This is a genomic window from Salmonella sp. 3C (assembly GCF_025426275.1).
GTDB lineage: Bacteria > Pseudomonadota > Gammaproteobacteria > Enterobacterales > Enterobacteriaceae > Salmonella > Salmonella enterica.
The window spans coordinates 2,646,501-2,662,571 of the sequence record NZ_CP104858.1 but is presented as its reverse complement, the minus strand read 5'-3'; the positions used below and the strand labels follow the sequence as shown (position 1 = coordinate 2,662,571).

13 protein-coding genes are annotated in these 16,071 nt (G+C 55.7%); all 13 read right to left on the bottom strand.

Annotated features, from left to right (window positions below; all coding sequences use genetic code 11):
- Positions 1-7 precede the first annotated feature (7 nt).
- Positions 8-925 carry a UDP-3-O-acyl-N-acetylglucosamine deacetylase gene (gene lpxC / locus N7E69_RS12580; protein WP_000595487.1) on the bottom strand — a complete coding sequence of 306 codons (918 nt, stop codon included), beginning with the start codon at positions 923-925 and terminating at the stop codon, positions 8-10.
- A gap of 100 nt (positions 926-1,025) precedes the next feature.
- Entirely contained in the window at positions 1,026-2,177 is a 1,152-nt protein-coding gene (ftsZ, locus tag N7E69_RS12575; RefSeq protein ID WP_000462784.1) for a cell division protein FtsZ, read from the bottom strand.
- A gap of 60 nt (positions 2,178-2,237) precedes the next feature.
- Positions 2,238-3,500, bottom strand: coding sequence for a cell division protein FtsA (gene ftsA / locus N7E69_RS12570; protein WP_000588463.1), 1,263 nt, complete (start codon positions 3,498-3,500; stop codon positions 2,238-2,240).
- Entirely contained in the window at positions 3,497-4,327 is an 831-nt protein-coding gene (gene ftsQ, locus N7E69_RS12565; protein WP_000075724.1) for a cell division protein FtsQ, read from the bottom strand. Before ftsQ ends, ftsA begins: the two co-directional genes overlap by 4 nt.
- Before the next feature lies 1 nt (position 4,328).
- A complete protein-coding gene (locus N7E69_RS12560; protein ID WP_000763901.1) occupies positions 4,329-5,186 on the bottom strand; it encodes a D-alanine--D-alanine ligase in 858 nt (285 codons plus the stop codon).
- A complete protein-coding gene (gene murC / locus N7E69_RS12555; RefSeq protein ID WP_001096072.1) occupies positions 5,179-6,654 on the bottom strand; it encodes a UDP-N-acetylmuramate--L-alanine ligase in 1,476 nt (491 codons plus the stop codon). Before murC ends, N7E69_RS12560 begins: the two co-directional genes overlap by 8 nt.
- 118 nt (positions 6,655-6,772) lie before the next feature.
- The gene (gene murG / locus N7E69_RS12550) at positions 6,773-7,840 is read right to left on the bottom strand and encodes an undecaprenyldiphospho-muramoylpentapeptide beta-N-acetylglucosaminyltransferase (protein WP_000016616.1); all 1,068 of its coding nucleotides are present in this window, start codon (positions 7,838-7,840) and stop codon (positions 6,773-6,775) included.
- Positions 7,837-9,081 carry a cell division protein FtsW gene (gene ftsW / locus N7E69_RS12545; RefSeq protein ID WP_001239803.1) on the bottom strand — a complete coding sequence of 415 codons (1,245 nt, stop codon included), beginning with the start codon at positions 9,079-9,081 and terminating at the stop codon, positions 7,837-7,839. The genes murG and ftsW overlap by 4 nt, the downstream gene beginning before the upstream one ends.
- Positions 9,081-10,397 carry a UDP-N-acetylmuramoyl-L-alanine--D-glutamate ligase gene (gene murD / locus N7E69_RS12540; RefSeq protein WP_000796445.1) on the bottom strand — a complete coding sequence of 439 codons (1,317 nt, stop codon included), beginning with the start codon at positions 10,395-10,397 and terminating at the stop codon, positions 9,081-9,083. Before murD ends, ftsW begins: the two co-directional genes overlap by 1 nt.
- Positions 10,398-10,399: 2 nt before the next feature.
- Positions 10,400-11,482, bottom strand: coding sequence for a phospho-N-acetylmuramoyl-pentapeptide-transferase (mraY, locus tag N7E69_RS12535; RefSeq protein ID WP_000964141.1), 1,083 nt, complete (start codon positions 11,480-11,482; stop codon positions 10,400-10,402).
- The gene (murF, locus tag N7E69_RS12530) at positions 11,476-12,834 is read right to left on the bottom strand and encodes a UDP-N-acetylmuramoyl-tripeptide--D-alanyl-D-alanine ligase (RefSeq protein WP_000626630.1); all 1,359 of its coding nucleotides are present in this window, start codon (positions 12,832-12,834) and stop codon (positions 11,476-11,478) included. Before murF ends, mraY begins: the two co-directional genes overlap by 7 nt.
- On the bottom strand, positions 12,831-14,318 hold the full coding sequence (gene murE, locus N7E69_RS12525; protein WP_000775071.1) for a UDP-N-acetylmuramoyl-L-alanyl-D-glutamate--2,6-diaminopimelate ligase: 1,488 nt from the start codon (positions 14,316-14,318) through the stop codon (positions 12,831-12,833). The genes murF and murE overlap by 4 nt, the downstream gene beginning before the upstream one ends.
- Positions 14,305-16,071, bottom strand: coding sequence for a peptidoglycan glycosyltransferase FtsI (ftsI, locus tag N7E69_RS12520; RefSeq protein ID WP_000642237.1), 1,767 nt, complete (start codon positions 16,069-16,071; stop codon positions 14,305-14,307). The genes murE and ftsI overlap by 14 nt, the downstream gene beginning before the upstream one ends.

The window sequence follows — 16,071 nt, the reverse complement described above, 5'->3', positions numbered from 1 at the left end:
TATGTCGTTATGCCAGTACCGTCGAAGGCGCTTTGAAAGCCAACGGCAGTTCTGCGTCGTCCTGGAAGGTCACAAATTCCCAGGCTTCCTGTTTTGCCAGGACTGCCTGTAACAATTTATTATTCAATGCGTGACCGGATTTATACGCGGTAAACGCACCAATAATATTGTGACCACACATGAACAAGTCACCGATCGCGTCAAGCATTTTGTGACGAACGAATTCATCTTCAAAACGCAGGCCGTCTTCGTTCAATACGCGATAATCGTCAACAACGATGGCACAATCGAAGCTGCCGCCCAGGCACAGGCCGCGGGACTGCAGATATTCGATATCACGCATAAAACCGAAGGTACGCGCACGGCTGATCTGGCGCATGAACGCATCCGCAGAGAAGTTCATCGCGTAGCGCTGGCTGCTGGAATCGATCGCCGGATGGTTAAAGTCGATGGTGAAATCCAACGTAAAACCATTGTACGGTCTGAATTCAGCCCATTTATCGCCATCTTCAACCCGAACAGTCTCTTTGATGCGTACGAATTTTTTGGCGCAGTTCAGTTCATCAATACCGGCGTCAAGCAGCAGGTAGACAAACGGAGCGGCACTGCCATCCATGATCGGGATTTCCGGGGCATTAACCTCAATAACGATGTTATCGATACCTAAGCCCGCCAGAGCAGCGTTCAGGTGCTCAACGGTTGAAATCCGTACATCATGCTCATTCACCAGACACGTACAGAGCATGGTATCACGCACAGATTTGGCATCGGCCGGGAAATCTACCGGTGGATTCAAGTCGGTGCGACGATAGATGACCCCGGTATTGGCCGGCGCAGGGCGTAATGTCAGGGTGACTTTTTTGCCGGTGTGTAAACCGACGCCAGTCGCCTGAACGATACGTTTAAGTGTCCTTTGTTTGATCATCGTATAATCTCGCCAAATTACCTATCCAACCGAAGTGTACTATACATTCGGCGGGCCAGTTTAGCACAAAGAGCCCAGAATCCCAAATTCCAGCTAATTCTTAATCAGCTTGCTTACGCAGGAATGCGGGGATATCCAGATAATCCGGCTCTTTCGCCGCCTGTGGTGTATTGTCGTTAACCACTTTCGCGACCGTTTTTTGCTCCTGCGTCAGCGGCGCCATACCGTGCTGCTGATAACGATCCAACACCGGCTGCTGCACCTGTTTATTGGTCACCAGGGTGATTTCCGGACGTTTGTCCATACCAATACCGGTCGCCACTACCGTCACGCACAGTTCATCATTCATATCCGGGTCCAGAGAGGTACCGATAACCACGGTGGCGTTATCCGACGCAAACGCGCGAATGGTGTTACCGACGGTTTCAAACTCGTCCAGACGCAGGTCGAAGCCCGCCGTAATGTTGACCAACACGCCGCGCGCGCCAGACAGGTCAATATCTTCCAGCAGCGGAGAAGAAATAGCCATTTCAGCCGCTTCTTCCGCACGGTCTTCACCGCTCGCCACGCCGGAGCCCATCATTGCGTAGCCCATTTCAGACATCACGGTACGCACGTCAGCAAAGTCGACGTTCATCAGGCCCGGGCGGGTGATCAGCTCTGCGATACCCTGAACCGCGCCTTTCAGCACGTCGTTAGCCGCGCCGAACGCGTCGAGCAGGGAGATACCACGGCCCAGCACTTTCAGCAGCTTGTCGTTCGGGATGGTGATCAACGAGTCCACATGCTTGGACAGCTCGGTAATACCCTGCTCCGCAAATGCCATGCGCTTTTTGCCTTCAAAATTGAAAGGCTTAGTCACCACGGCAACGGTCAGAATACCTAAATCTTTTGCCACTTCAGCAACCACTGGCGCCGCGCCGGTTCCGGTACCGCCGCCCATGCCTGCCGCGATAAATACCATGTCTGCGCCTTCAAGCGCCGCACGCAGCGCTTCACGGTCTTCGTCCGCCGCGTTACGACCGACTTCCGGGTTAGCGCCGGCGCCCAGACCTTTGGTAATGCCGCTACCAATTTGAATGGTCTGGCCAACCGCCGTTTTACGCAACGCCTGAGCGTCGGTATTCACCGCGAAGAATTCAACACCTTCGATGCGCTCGCGCACCATGTGTTCAACAGCGTTACCGCCGCCACCACCGACGCCGATGACTTTAATCACCGCGTCGTTGGTTAGTTCCATAGGTTCAAACATAATCTCTCTCCGTCATGTGCCTGTCGCCTGAGGCCGTAATATCTGGCGGCCTCATAAAAATTAAAACTCTTTTCGCAGCCAGCTATTAAGTCGCTTGATCCACGAGCCAACTGATGCCGTAACACGTTTTTCCACTTCTGCTTCACCGTTTAAGTGGGACTCTTTCCCGTAGTGAAGCAATCCCACCGCCGTTGAGTAATACGGCTCCTGGGCATAATCCGTCAGACCGGTGATATTCAGCGGCGCGCCGATACGCACCTGCGTATGAAACACGCGCTGAGCGCAAGCAGCAAGCCCTTCGATTTGCGCCGCGCCGCCGGTTAACACAATCCCCGCCGCCAGGTGATGTTTTACCCCTTGTTGGCGAAGCTGTTCCTGTAATTGCAATATCTCTTCGTTGACCAGATTGAGCAGCTCGGTGTAACGCGGCTCAATCACTTCCGCCAGCGTCTGACGTTGCAGGCTGCGCGGCGGACGCCCGCCCACGCTCGGTACTTCAACGCTCTCGTCTTTACCGACGATGGAGCCCAGTGCGCAACCGTGGCGAACTTTAATGGCTTCAGCATCGCTCGGCGGCGTACCAAAGGCATAAGCGATATCGCTGGTCACCACGTTCCCCGCGTAAGGGATCACTTTGGTATGACGCAGCGCGCCGCCAGTATAAACGGCGATATCCATTGTACCACCGCCGATATCCACGACACAGACGCCCAGTTCACGTTCATCTTCCGTTAACACGGAATAACTGGCCGCCAGTCCGGCAAATATCAGTTGGTCAACTTTCAGACCACAACGTTCAACAGCTTTGACAATGTTTTTTGCCATATCGTTGTGGCAGGTAATCAAATGTACTTTCGCCTGCATACGCACGCCGGAAAGACCGACCGGATTTTTAATGCCTTCCTGGTAGTCAATGGCGTACTCCTGAGGAATCACATGCAGCACGCGATGCTCATCGCGCACGCGCACTGACTTCGCAGTATGCACGACGTTTTCCACATCTTCTTGCGTCACTTCCTCTTCGGAAATGGGCACCATGCCAATTTCATTCTGACAGCTAATATGTTTGCCGGAAAGCGCCAGATATACCGAGGAGATCTGGCAATCGGCCATCAATTCCGCCTGGTCAATGGCGCGCTGAACGCATTTCACCACTGACTCAAGGTCATTCACCCCGCCTTTATCCATACCCCGCGATGGGCAACTGCCCACGCCAATGATATTGACCATACCGTCGGGCAGAACTTCCCCTACTAAAGCGGCAACCTTCGCGGTGCCAATCTCCAGTCCTACTACCAGTTTTCTGTCCGTCGCCTTGATCATTGTTGTTCTGCCTGTGCCTGATTCTGTTGCTGATTAGATTCCTCAGGGGGGAGCGGCGCCCAGCCAACTGCCGCACCTGAGTCATAACGCAAATCAACGTAGCTAATCCGTTTGCCATCGGTTTGCGCCTGCTGCTGTAAAACCGGATAGAGTTCTACAAAGCGAGCCAACCTTTTCATCGTATCGCCCCTGCCGAGATTGAGCTTAATGCCGTTATTAAGCGTCAATTGCCAGGAGCGACGTGCGGTCATCGCCGCTTCCTTTAGAGTGAATTTATCCTTAGCCAGCACCTGCCCCATCTCGCGGTATCCCTGCAACACTTCACTCGCGCTGCCTTCCGGGCCATACAACATGGGTAAAACCTGTTTGCCGATGCGGTCTGACGGCACACTGAAGGTCTTCCCTTCAGCATCGACCATATGTTGATCATTCCAACGCGCAATCGGCACATATTCAACCAGATGAATCTTCAATTCATCAGGCCACTGTTTTCTGACGCTGGCCTGTTTAATCCACGGCAAACGCTCAATCTGGCTCTGGATAATGTTCACATCCTGCGTCATGAAGGTTCCCGGCGCGCCCAGAGCCAGTATCGCCTGACGGATATCATCATTACGCGTGTAGTGACGCTCGCCGGTTAATACCAGCTTTGATAACGGTAAACGCTGCGCATCTTCCATCCACCCTAACACGACCCACCCGCTAACAAACACGGTGCACAGTACCGTCAGCAGGAATAAAATTCCTGCAAGACGCGTTCCATTATTGCGGCGTGAAGAAGGCGTCTCTTCATCACTGTTTCGCGTGTTCAGCGCAGCCTGCGACATATCAGTCCGCCAACTCCAGAATTCGTACCACTAACTGCGAGAAGCTCATTCCCGCCTGACGCGCCGCCATCGGCACCAGACTATGGCTGGTCATCCCCGGAGAAGTATTGGCTTCCAGCAGATAAAACTGACCATCGCTGTCCAGCATGACGTCAATACGCCCCCATCCCGTGCAGCCTAAAGCTTTCCATGCCTGCAGGACGAGAGACTGTAGCGCGGCTTCCTGGGACGCATCTAAACCGGCAGGGCAGAAATACTGAGTCTCATCAGAGAGATACTTCGCCTCATAATCATAGAAGGTTCCTGCCGGTTGGATACGAATTGACGGTAAAATTTCTTCGCCAACTATCGCCACCGTAAATTCCGGACCGCACAGCCATTTCTCAATCAGTATTTCGTCATCATGCTGAAAAGCCAATGATAACGCACCCTGTAAAGCATTTTCTTCTACTACTTTCGTCATACCGACGCTGGAGCCTTCACGGCTGGGTTTGACGATCAGCGGTAAACCCAGCGCCGAAATTCGCGCTTTTTGTTCTTCGCTAAGGCCTTTTTCAAACTCAGCGCGCGTCAATGCGACCCACGGCGCAACCGGTAAGCCCGCGCCCTGCCACAGCAATTTACTGCGCAGTTTATCCATGGAAAGCGCCGAGGCCATCACGCCGCGGCCATGCAACGCAATAAAGACCTTCTGAAAGCCCATTGCTTTAAGCTGCGCGACATCGACCTCTTGCGGATCGACGGGATGCGCATCAATACCGCCTTCACGTAACCCGGCCAACACTGCCGCGCCGGAATTTAACGAAACGTCCCGCTCCGCAGAGGTTCCGCCCAACAGGACCGCGATTTTATCAGCCATGTTGCTCTTCCTCCTGGATTTGCGGCTTCAGCTTGATTTCAGATAAGTAACGCGCAATTTTGCCAACATTTCCTGCGCCTTGCACTAATATCAAGTCGTTACCCGTCAGCACCGGCGCTAACATTGTCGCAACCTGAGCCGGATCGGAAACCAGAATCGGGTCAATTTTTCCCCGATTACGAATCGTACGACATAAAGAACGGCTATCCGCGCCCGGAATCGGCGCTTCACCCGCCGGGTAAACGTCCAGCATCAGCAGCGCATCGACCTGGGTCAGCACATTGGCGAAATCGTCATACAGATCGCGCGTGCGCGTGTAACGGTGCGGCTGAAACAGCATCACCAGGTTTTTATCCGGCCACCCTGCTCGCGCAGCTTTAATGGTGGCGTCTACTTCAGTCGGATGATGGCCATAGTCATCCACCAGCATCGCCGTCCCGGCTTTACCATTCACCGGCTCAAGCGGGAACTCGCCGAGGAAGTCAAAACGACGCCCGGTCCCCTGGAAGCTTTCCAGCGCGCGCAGGATAGCGTCATCGTCGATGCCTTCTTCGGTCGCTACCGCCACTGCTGCGGCGGCATTCAGGGCATTGTGGCGACCCGGCGCATTCAACGTGACATGCAGATCCGGCATTCCCTGGCGCAACAGCGTAAAGTGCCCCTGCGGCCCTATCTGCTGATAATCTTCTACGCGGACGTCAGCATCCTCGCTAAAGCCATACGTCGTGGTCTGACGCCCCACCCGCGGCAGCAGCTCGCGGATGACCGGATCGTCGACGCACATTACCGCGCGACCGTAGAACGGCAGGTTATGCAGGAAGTTAATAAACGTCTGCTTTAAATTTTCAAAGTCGCCATGATAGGTATCCATATGGTCGGCTTCGATGTTGGTGACGATCGCGACCATCGGCTGCAAATGCAGGAAGGACGCGTCGCTCTCATCTGCCTCGGCAATCAGGTAACGACTATGGCCCAGACGCGCATGAACGCCTGCGGCTTTCACCAGTCCGCCATTCACAAAAGTCGGGTCCAGCCCCGCTTCGGCATAAATACTGGACACCATCGCGGTCGTTGTGGTTTTTCCGTGCGTCCCGGCAATGGCGATGCCGTGGCGAAAACGCATCAGTTCCGCCAGCATTTCCGCACGGCGAATAACCGGAATACGCGCTTCATGCGCCGCGACAATTTCCGGGTTATCCGCGGAAATTGCGCTGGAAACGACGACCACGCTGGCATCACGCACATTTTCCGGACGATGGTTAAAGAAAATCGTCGCCCCCAGGCTCGTCAACTGCTGGGTCACCGGATTCGGCGCTAAATCGGAACCACTGATCTGATACCCTTCATTGGCCAGAACTTCGGCAATACCGCCCATACCAGCACCACCGATGCCGACAAAGTGAATGTGCCGAACGCGACGCATTTCGGGCACGATGGAACGCAGTTTTGCCAGTTGTTGTGTATTCATTCTTTACGCCATTAACTCCAATACCCGCCATACTTCAAATTGCAGATGCGTTGGCTTGCCTGCAACCCAAATTATTGAGGGTAGAAAAACCCTGCGATGCAAAAGGCACCGCCACAAATTATGTCCGGGCAACCCGGCTGACTTCACTGGCGACGCGCTCGGTAGCATCCGGAATGGATACCGCGCGGGCACGCTCCGCCATGGTTAACAACGCCCCGCGCGACCACCCCGCCAGGGTGTCGGCGACAGCCTCTACAGTAAACTGCGGCTGCTCAAAAATCTTAGCTGCGCCGGCGTTTTCTAACGGCAGCGCATTCCAGTACTGCTGCCTGTCTTTATGCTGAAACGGCACGAATATCGCCGGTAACCCGGCGGCGGCGATCTCGCTCACCGTTAAAGCGCCGGAACGGCACACCACCACATCCGCCCACGCATAGGCGGCGGCCATGTCATCGATAAATTCCGTTACCTTATGCTGCGGTTGTCCCACCCCGGCATACGCCTGCTCTACCGTGTGCTGCACGCCTTTTCCGCTTTGATGCCAGATTGTAACCGTATCGCCCAGTCTGGCGGCAACCTGCGGCATCGTCTGGTTCAGGACTCGCGCCCCCTGAGAACCGCCGACCACCAACACGCGAATCGGGCCGTCACGACCGGCCAGACGCACCTGCGGCAACGGCAACGCCAGTACGTCGGTACGCACCGGGTTACCCACCACTTCCGCGTTCGGAAACGCACCGGGAAACGCCTGCATCACCGTGGTCGCGATTTTGGCCAGCCACTGATTGGTTAGCCCGGCGATACCGTTTTGCTCATGCAAAACGACCGGAATACCCAATGACCAGGCGGCAAGACCGCCGGGGCCGGAAACATAACCGCCCATTCCCAGCACGACATCCGGCTTAAACCGCTTCATGATCGCCCGCGCCTGCCGCCAGGCGTTAAAAATCCGCAGCGGCGCCGCCAGAAGCGCTTTTACGCCTTTACCGCGCAGACCGGAGATCCGAATAAAGTCAATGTCGATGCCATGCTTCGGCACTAAATCCGCTTCCATACGATCGGCGGTACCCAGCCAGCGAACCTGCCAGCCCTGGGCCATTAAATGATGCGCAACGGCCAGTCCCGGGAACACGTGCCCGCCGGTACCGCCCGCCATCACCATTAACCGCTTCGGTTGACCACTCATCGAGAACCTCGTGTAAACGCCTGCGCTTTTTCCAGACGCGTTTCATAATCAATACGTAATAAAAACATAATGGCCGTCGACATAATCAACAGACTCGACCCGCCATAACTGATCAGCGGCAGCGTAAGACCTTTGGTCGGCAGCATCCCCGCGGCCGCGCCAACGTTTACCAGCGCCTGGAAACTAAACCAGATACCGATAGAACACGCTAAAAATCCGGAAAAACGGTGGTCAATCTCCAATGCCTTACGGCCAATCGACATCGCGCGAAAAGCGACGAAGAATACCATTAAAAGCGCCAATACCACCCCGATATAACCCAGTTCTTCCCCAATAATGGCGAAGATGAAATCAGTGTGCGCCTCCGGCAAATACTCCAGTTTCTGCACCGAATTCCCCAGCCCTTGCCCCCATATCTCACCGCGACCAAAAGCCATCAGCGACTGCGTCAGCTGATAACCGCTGCCGAACGGATCTTCCCAGGGGTTCCAGAACGAGGTAACACGGCGAATACGATACGGTTCGGCGAGGATTAACAGAATCACCGCCGAGATGCCCATCCCGATAATGGCGATGAACTGCCATAATTTCGCCCCGGCGAGAAACAGCATCGCCAGCGTGGTGACAAACAGTACGACCACTGTCCCGAGGTCAGGCTGCGCCAGCAGTAACACCGCCAGCACCAGAATCACGCCCATTGGTTTTAAAAAGCCGCGCAGGTTATTTCGCACTTCATCAACCTTACGCACCAGATAGTTCGCGAGGTAGCAGAACAGCGACAGCTTGGTAAACTCCGCAGGCTGAATACGCAGCGGCCCCAGCGCAATCCAGCGCGACGCCCCGTTGACCGAGCTCCCGACGACCAGCACGATAAGCAGCATAATGATCGACGCAATCAGCATCGTCGTGCTGTATTTTTGCCAGAAGGTCATGGGCAAACGTAGCGTGACCATCGCCAGACAAAATGCCAGGAAGATATAGAGCGCATCACGTTTGGCAAACAAAAACGGATCGTTCGCCAGGCGCTGCCCGACTGGCATGGAGGCCGACGTCACCATGACAAAACCAATCGCCGCCAGCCCGAAGGTCAGCCATAGCAGCGTGCGGTCATACATGATCAGACTGTCGGCGTCTTTATCGCGCGAAGCCATCACCCAGCCTTTAAGCGCCGCAAACAGCCAGGCCAGGAGGCCAAAGCCTGGTACGCGCGGCATTCTCAGACGGGGGAGAGATAAACGCATCAACCTAACTCCTTCGCCAGACGGGTAAAGACATCGCCCCGTTGCTCAAAATTTTTAAACTGATCGAGGCTGGCGCAGGCGGGCGACAGCAGCACCATATCACCCGGCTGAACGCGCGGCGCCAGCAAACGCATCGCCTCTTCCATCGTCTCAGTCTGTTGGGCGATTTCCGGACGCAGTGCGGCAAGCTGCGCGCCATCGCGCCCAAAGCAATACAGGCGGATACGATCGCCGGTCAGATAGCGTGTCAGCGGAGAAAAGTCTGCCGACTTACCGTCGCCGCCCAGCAGCAGATGTAGCGTACCGTCCACATGCAAACCGTTTAGCGCCGCTTCGGTACTGCCGACGTTGGTCGCTTTCGAGTCGTTGATCCAACGTACGCCGTTATGCTCCAACGCCAGCTGGAAGCGATGCGCCAGACCAGTAAATGTCGTCAACGCCTTCAAACTGCTGGCGCGCGGCAGACCTACGGCATCCGCCAGCGCCAGCGCCGCTAACGCATTGGTATAGTTATGCTGACCGGAAAGCTTCATCTCTTTCACGTTCAGCACCTTCTCGCCTTTGACTCGCAGCCAGGTTTCGCCCTGCTGACGATTAAGGTGATAATCGCCCATATTGACGCCAAAGCTGACGCAGCGCTCATCGGCCCCACGAACCGGCATCGTCAACGCATCATCGGCATTCACTACGCACACTTTCGCCTTCTCGTAGACGCGCAGTTTCGCCGCCCGGTACTGTTGCAAACCAAACGGATACCGGTCCATATGATCTTCAGTGACGTTGAGCACCGTTGCCGCCGCCGCTTGCAAACTTGAGGTAGTTTCCAGTTGGAAACTGGATAATTCCAGCACGTACAATTCGCGATCGGCATCCAGCAGCATCAGCGCCGGAAGACCGATATTGCCGCCAACGCCGACATTGACGCCCGCCGCTTTCGCCATCTCGCCCACTAAGGTGGTCACGGTGCTTTTGCCGTTCGAGCCGGTGATGGCTACAATCGGCGCTTGCGCTTCGCGGCAAAACAGTTCGATATCGCCGACAATTTCTACTCCAGCGCTGGCGGCAGCGCTCAGCGAAGGGTGCGCCAGAGCAATACCAGGGCTGGCGACGATTAAATCCGCCGCTAAGAGCCACTCGTCGTTCAGGCCGCCAACGTGACGCTCAACCTCTTGCGGCAGCTTATCCAGACCCGGCGGCGTCACGCGAGTATCCATCACCCGCGGCGTCACGCCGCGAGCGAGAAAAAAGTCCACGCAAGAGAGTCCGGTTAAGCCCAGACCAATAATGACGACGTTTTTGTCCTGGTAATCAGCCATGATTAACGTACCTTCAGCGTTGCCAGGCCAATCAGCACCAGCATCAGCGAAATAATCCAGAAGCGCACAATCACGCGCGGTTCCGGCCAGCCTTTCAGTTCATAGTGGTGATGGATAGGCGCCATACGGAAAATACGCTGTCCGCGTAGTTTAAAGGAGCCCACCTGCAGGATGACCGACAGAGTTTCCACCACAAAGACGCCGCCCATGATCACCAGCAGAAATTCCTGACGCAGCAGCACGGCGATAATGCCCAACGCACCGCCCAACGCCAGCGATCCGACATCGCCCATAAAAACCTGCGCCGGATAGGTGTTAAACCACAAGAATCCTAATCCCGCGCCGACAATCGCCGTACAGACAATCACCAGCTCGCCCGCATGGCGTAAATACGGAATATGCAGGTAATTGGCGAAGTTCATGTTCCCGGTCGCCCAGGCCACCAGCGCAAAGCCGGCGGCAACGAAAACAGTCGGCATGATCGCCAGGCCATCAAGCCCGTCGGTCAGGTTTACGGCGTTACCCGTACCGACGATAACAAAGTAGGACAGCAGAATGTAAAACAGCCCCAATTGCGGCATAACATCTTTAAAGAACGGCACCACCAGTTGGGTCGCGGGCGTGTCTTTCCCGACGAGATAAAGCGCAAAGGCCACGCCGAGCGCGATAACCGACATCCAGAAATATTTCCAGCGCGCAATCAGCCCTTTGGTATCTTTCCGCACCACTTTGCGGTAGTCATCGACAAAACCGATAATGCCGTAGCCGATCAATACCACCAGCACGCACCAGACGTACGGGTTAGACGGGTAAGCCCATAACAGAACGGAAATCACAATCGACGTCAGGATCATGATGCCGCCCATCGTCGGCGTACCGCGTTTACTGAAGTGCGATTCCGGGCCATCGTTACGTACCACCTGGCCAAAAGAGAGTTTTTGCAGACGAGCGATCATACGCGGGCCCATCCATAAAGAGATGAACAGCGCGGTCAACAGGCTGACGATGGCGCGAAACGTCAGATAAGAAAAGACGTTAAAGCCGGAATAATATTTGACCAAATGCTCGGCCAGCCAAACTAACATGAACCTTTCTCCTGTAACGCATGAACCACATCTTCCATCGCGGCGCTGCGTGATCCTTTCACTAAAATAGTCATCATTGGTTGCTCCTGAAGCAGAGCGTGTAAACGCGCAATGAGCGCGGCTTTATCGGCAAAATGTTCGCCGACGCCGCTGGCGTGGCTGATAGCCTGACTGAGTTTTCCGGTGCTTAACACGCGATCAATACCCGCCGCTTTTGCGGCCTCACCAACCTGGAGGTGGCACGCTTCGCTTTCTGCGCCCAGCTCGGCCATATCGCCTACCACCAGCACGCGGTAGCCGGGCATTTCAGAAAGGACCTGCACTGCGGCGGTCATCGAACCAACGTTGGCGTTATAAGCGTCATCCAGTACCAGTTGGTTTTCACTTAGCTGAATCGGGAACAGACGCCCGGGTACGGCTTTTAACGCCGCCAGCCCTGCTTTAATCGCCGTCAGCGTCGCCCCCACCGCCATTGATAAAGCAGCGGCCGCCAGCGCGTTGGCAATATTGTGCCGCCCCGGCAACGGCAGCAGCACATCAATGCTGCCCATCGGCGTTTGCAGGGTAAATTCGGTACCGTGTGACGTCACGTGGATATTCGCAGCGGTAAAGTCGCTGTTTGCCGCATTCGGCGAAAAGCGCCACACCAGACGATCGCCAATAATGCTTTGCCAGTTCAGCCAGTCATTATTATCGGCATTCATAATCGCGATACCGTTCTCAGGCAAACCGGTATAGATTTCGCCTTTCGCTTTCGCCACGCCGGCCAACGAGCCGAAGCCTTCCAGATGCGCCGCCGCCAGGTTATTGACCAGCGCCGCTTCCGGGCGCGTCAGGCTAACGGTCCAGGCGATTTCTCCCTGGTGATTAGCGCCTAACTCGATTACCGCATAGTCATAATCATGGTTTAAGCGCAGCAGCGTTATCGGCACGCCGATGTCGTTGTTAAAATTGCCTGCGGTATACAGAGTATTTCCGCACTGGCTAAGAATCGCGGCGGTCATCTCTTTGACCGAGGTTTTGCCGGACGAACCGGTTAACGCCACCACCCGCGCCGGTACCTGCATACGTACCCAGGCGGCCAGTTGGCCAAATGCCTGACGCGTGTCTTTTACAATCACCTGCGGGAGATCGATATCCAGAGGACGACTGACCAGCAGGGCGCCAGCGCCGTTCGCTTTTGCTTTATCAGCAAAATCATGCGCATCAAAGCGTTCCCCTTTCAGCGCCACAAACAGGCATCCCGGCGTCACTTTCCGTGTGTCGGTAATGACCGTATCGAGCGTGAGATCCGCCCCGCGGTGTTCGGCGCCAAGGACATCGGCAATTTTGCTGAGCGTTACGCTAATCATGCGATCACCCCCAGCAAACGCGCTGCGGTCACGCGGTCTGAATAATCAAGACGCTGCGTGCCGACAATCTGGTAATCCTCGTGCCCTTTACCTGCAATCAGCACGACGTCATTGTCTTTTGCCTGCATAATGGCATTGGTTACCGCCTCAGCGCGGCCTTCCATTACCCTGACCTGCCCGGCGTCCAGCATTCCGGCCAGAATATCGTTGATAATGGCGCGCGGCTCCTCGGTACGCGGGTTATCGTCAGTCACCACGACGATATCCGCGAATTCTTCGGCAATGGCCCCCATGAGTGGGCGCTTACCTTTGTCACGATCCCCGCCACAGCCAAAGACGCACCACAATTTTCCGGCGCAATGCAGACGCGCCGCCTGCAACGCTTTTTCCAGCGCATCCGGCGTGTGCGCGTAATCCACCACCACCGTCGGTTTGCCTGGCGCAGTGAACACTTCCATACGCCCGCAAACCGGCTGCAAACGCGCGGCGGTTTTCAGCAAATCCGTTAACGGATAGCCCAGCGCCAGCAGCGTCGCCAATGCCAGCAGTAAGTTGCTGACGTTAAACGCGCCCATCAGGCGGCTTTCGATTTCGCCGTCACCCCAGCTTGAAGCAAAACGAATCGTCGCTCCGCGGTCGTGGTACTCCACCGCCTCCGCTTTCAGCCAACGACCGTGACAGTTAGGGTTGATATGCCCTTCCATCGATACTGCGACCGCATCGGGTAGCGACGCCAGCCAGCGGCGTCCAACTTCATCATCGGCGTTGACGATTGCCTGACCGTGATGGTGGGTGGAATAAAGCATCCATTTTGCCGCCTCGTAATGCGCCATATCGCCATGATAGTCGAGATGGTCGCGGCTCAAATTAGTAAACACGGAGGCGGCAAATTTCAACGCCGCCACGCGATGCTGCACCAGGCCGTGAGAAGAGACTTCCATCGCGCCGAAGGTCGCGCCCTGCGCAACCAGACTGGCCAGCACATGCTGAACATCCACAGCGGAACCGGTTGTGTTCTCCGTCGGGATCACTTTACCCAACAGTCCGTTGCCTACCGTTCCCATCACTGCGCTGGTTTCGCCGAGCAACTGGCTCCACTGCGCCAGTAGTTGGGTGGTGGTGGTCTTGCCATTGGTGCCGGTCACCGCCACCAGACGCATGTTTTCAGATGGCTCATGGTAAAAGCGGCCCGCCAGCGCAGATAAACGCTCATTGAGCTGGCTGAGATAGACGACTGGTACGCCGTGCATTTCGCGAATCTCACCGTCGCTCGCCTCGTCTTTCGCCTCTGCAATAATGGCAGCTACGCCTTGCGCTATCGCCTGCGGGATATATCGACGCCCGTCCGCCTGATGACCCACCACTGCCACAAAGAGATCGCCCGCCGCAGCCACACGGCTGTCGAGCGTCATCTCTCGCAGTTCTCGCGCGGGTAGTCCAGCCACCCACGGAGCAAGAAGGTCGCGCAAATTACGATCTGCCACCTGTTCCCTCGCCTTGATTAATTACGAATTCATTTTTTTCGCCCGTTGCCAGCGCGTCCGGTTCGATGTTCATGGTGCGCAGAACGCCGCCCATGATGGCACCAAATACCGGCGCGGAAACGGCGCCGCCGTAGTATTTACCCGCCTGCGGATCGTTGATGACAACCACCAGCGCGAAGCGCGGCTGACTCGCAGGCGCGACGCCTGCGGTATAAGCAATGTATTTGTTGATGTAGCGACCGTCCGGCCCCACTTTTTTCGCCGTACCGGTTTTAATCGCGATACGGTAGCCTTTAATCGCCGCCTTCACGCCGCCGCCGCCCGGCAGCGCCACGCTTTCCATCATATGCACCACGGTGCGTACGGTGGATTCAGGGAAGATGCGTTCGCCGGGTACAGGCGGATCAACTTTGGTAATCGACAGCGGGCGATAAATGCCATAGCTGCCGATCGTTGCATAGACTCGCGCTAATTGTAACGGCGTTACCATTAGCCCGTAGCCGAAAGAGAAGGTGGCCCTCTCTATGTCGGACCACCGTTGTTTTTGAGGATATAAGCCACTGCGTTCTCCGACCAACCCCAAATTGGTCGCCTTTCCTAGCCCAAAACGTGAGTAAGTATCTACTAACGCTGAGGACGGCATCGCTAACGCCAGCTTGGATACACCGACGTTACTCGACTTCTGTAGAACCCCGGTCAGGGTTAATTCGCTGTAGCGCGCCACGTCTTTAATTTCGTGGCCGTTAATTCGGTATGGAACGGTATTCAACACCGTATTTTCGTTGACGATACCGCGCTGAAGCGCAGTCATCACCACCATCGGCTTAACCGTAGAACCTGGTTCAAACACGTCGGTGATGGTACGGTTACGCATCGCGTCTTTCGGCGTACCGGCAAGGTTGTTAGGGTTATAGGAAGGGCTATTCGCCATCGCCAGTACTTCACCGGTATTGACATCGACCAGCACCGCGCTACCGGATTCCGCCTTGTTAAACGCCACCGCGTTGTTCAGTTCGCGGTAAACCAGCACCTGTAAGCGTTCATCAATGCTTAACGCCAGGTTGTGCGCTGCCTGACTATCAGTGGAGGAGATATCTTCAATCACGCGGCCATAGCGGTCTTTACGCACGATTCGCTCGCCAGGCTGACCGGTAAGCCACTTATCAAAGCTCTTTTCAACGCCTTCAATCCCCTGACTGTCGACGTTGGTAAAACCGATGAGGTGAGCGGTTACTTCTCCTGACGGGTAGTAGCGGCGGGACTCTTCACGCAAATGAATCCCCGGCAGTTTGAGTTTTTTGATGTAGTCCGCCATGTCAGGATTTACCTGGCGCGCCAGATAAATAAAACGCCCTTTCGGGTTGGCGTTGATACGGGCGGAGAGCTGATCGAGCGGAATATTGAGCGCAGTAGAAAGCGCTTTCCAGCGATCGCCAACGCTGATGCCGCCGGCGTCATGAACTTCTTTCGGGTCGGCCCAGATCGCCTTAACCGGTACGCTGACCGCCAGTGGACGCCCGGAACGGTCGGTAATCATACCGCGTGAGGTGGAGACTTCCTGAACACGCAGCGAACGCATATCGCCCTGACGCACCAGCATATCCGGGGCGATAATCTGTAGCCACGCCGCGCGTCCAAGTAAAAAAACCAGCGCCAGTAAAATACAGCCGCACAGCAACGCAAAACGCCAACTGATGAAGTTGGTCTGTTCTTCCTGGCGTTTCGATTTTTGCGTTTTTGCCGCTGCTTTCAT

Bases quoted from the DNA above. Each gene is read 5' to 3' on its own strand.
- murF (WP_000626630.1), bottom strand. From the start codon at position 12,834: ATGATTAGCGTAACGCTCAGCAAAATTGCCGATGTCCTTGGCGCCGAA.
- ftsQ (WP_000075724.1), bottom strand. From the start codon at position 4,327: ATGTCGCAGGCTGCGCTGAACACGCGAAACAGTGATGAAGAGACGCCT.
- N7E69_RS12560 (WP_000763901.1), bottom strand. From the start codon at position 5,186: ATGGCTGATAAAATCGCGGTCCTGTTGGGCGGAACCTCTGCGGAGCGG.
- ftsI (WP_000642237.1), bottom strand. From the start codon at position 16,071: ATGAAAGCAGCGGCAAAAACGCAAAAATCGAAACGCCAGGAAGAACAG.
- lpxC (WP_000595487.1), bottom strand. From the start codon at position 925: ATGATCAAACAAAGGACACTTAAACGTATCGTTCAGGCGACTGGCGTC.
- mraY (WP_000964141.1), bottom strand. From the start codon at position 11,482: ATGTTAGTTTGGCTGGCCGAGCATTTGGTCAAATATTATTCCGGCTTT.
- murG (WP_000016616.1), bottom strand. From the start codon at position 7,840: ATGAGTGGTCAACCGAAGCGGTTAATGGTGATGGCGGGCGGTACCGGC.
- murC (WP_001096072.1), bottom strand. From the start codon at position 6,654: ATGAATACACAACAACTGGCAAAACTGCGTTCCATCGTGCCCGAAATG.
- ftsZ (WP_000462784.1), bottom strand. From the start codon at position 2,177: ATGTTTGAACCTATGGAACTAACCAACGACGCGGTGATTAAAGTCATC.
- ftsA (WP_000588463.1), bottom strand. From the start codon at position 3,500: ATGATCAAGGCGACGGACAGAAAACTGGTAGTAGGACTGGAGATTGGC.
- murD (WP_000796445.1), bottom strand. From the start codon at position 10,397: ATGGCTGATTACCAGGACAAAAACGTCGTCATTATTGGTCTGGGCTTA.
- ftsW (WP_001239803.1), bottom strand. From the start codon at position 9,081: ATGCGTTTATCTCTCCCCCGTCTGAGAATGCCGCGCGTACCAGGCTTT.